Annotated in this window: 1 protein-coding gene; it reads left to right on the forward strand. The window is 71.1% G+C overall.

The window, feature by feature from the left end; translation table 11 throughout:
* Nucleotides 1–1,089, forward strand: a 1,089-nt coding sequence (locus AC08ON_RS09070) for a malic enzyme-like protein (RefSeq protein ID WP_476616783.1), incomplete at its 5' end; no start/stop codon positions are given.
* Between the last annotated feature and the right edge of the window lie 544 nt (nucleotides 1,090–1,633).

Below are 1,633 nucleotides of genomic sequence, written 5' to 3' on the forward strand. Positions count from 1 at the left end.
CCCGGGGGCGGCCGGCGGATCACGTTGGATGCCGACAGCGGGTCCACATTGACCTGGCTGGTCCGGGCGCTACGGGAGCGGCTGGGTGCCGACCTGTTGCAGACCGAGGATCCCGTCTTCACCGTCGCGTCAACCGGCAAACTCGCCCAGTGTCTCCGCGCGTCGGTCACGACCGGTCACGATCTTGCGTTGTTGGACGCTGACGCCGACCGCCGCGTCATCAGCCATCTGGCCATGCACCCGACGCACACCGACCGGTTCACCGGCCGGCCACGCCGAGTGGCGCTGCTCACCGACGGCAGCGCCGTCTTGGACTTTGAGCCGCTGGCCGCCGAGGCGGCCCTGCCAGCGGTCGAGTCCCAGGCGGTCCACCTACACCGGGCGACCGGGTTCGACGTCATCCCCATGCCGATCGCCGCCCGTACCGCCGCCGAGCTCGCCGCGGCGATCGGCATGATCGCTCCGGGATTCGCCGCCACCGTCCTGGTCCACACGCATGTCCGCCGCATCGACGCCGCCCGCGCCGCGCTGCGGTCCGCCGCCCCGCATCTGCTGCTCGACACCGTCAACGACGGTCTCGCCGTCGCAGCCGCGGCCGCGGTCCTCAACCATCTCCGGGCGCGTGACATCGCGCCGGGGCGGGCCCGCGTCGCCGTCGTGGACCCGGCTCGGGGCGGCGATCTCGCCGGCTTACTGATCGGTGTCGGCCTCCACGAGATCACCCTCTACGATCCGGTCGACTACGGCATCCAGCCGCTGCACCTGCTCGCCCCCGAACTCGATCTGATCGTCGACCTGATCGGCTTGGCGGCGCCGCCCAAGGGCGTTCCTGTCCTGCGGATCCGCCCGGAGACGCCCCCTCCGCTGGCCCGCGCCACCTCGGGCCCGCGTCCGCTGCACGCGCTGCCCGGACTGCTGCGGGCGGTCGTCACCACTCGCCGCCCGGTCACCCCCGCTGCCCGCCTCGCCGCCGTGCACGCCCTCGTCGGTCAGACGCCGCCCGGCAGCGTGCTGCCTCCCCTCGACCATCCACGGCTCGCCCCCGCCGTTGCCGCGGCAGCCACCCACGCCCTCACCGCGCAGGAGTAGCTCACCGCGCTCCCGGCGGAGGTGGTCGCCTGGAGGTGGTCACCTGGTAGGGGGTGGTGGGGCCCGCCACTGCCAGGCCCACCGACAGGTCCGCTGCCAGGCCCATCGGCGAATCCCGGCGGATGATCGTCCGTTGGGAGGGCCGTTCCTCCTGAACGGGATGAACGGGGTGCGTTGTCATGGGCGGCACTCTCCCACCGGCATTGCGGATGCGGAAGTACGGCGGCCCCGGTCCGATCTTTGCGGCATATCATTCAAAAATACCCTAAAGGGCCATACGGCCATATTCCAGCAATGCACCACCCTGCTTCTTCGGCCTGCCGGGAAGCCCGAGCCGGACCGACATGGCCGAGGAACCGACATGGCCGAGGAGATGACACCGGGCCGAGAGCGCTCGTGCGTCCGACGCCGGCCGGCCCGGCGCGGGGGGAGTTCCACGTCGCGGGTGGCCTGGTCACGTTGGGAAGGGGATACGAACGCCACTTCGCGTGACCAGTCATCCGAAGGTAAGTGTTCGGTGAACCGGTGGGATGTTGACTGGGTA

The sequence above is a fragment of the Frankia sp. CoWAU3 genome, from assembly GCF_977971855.1.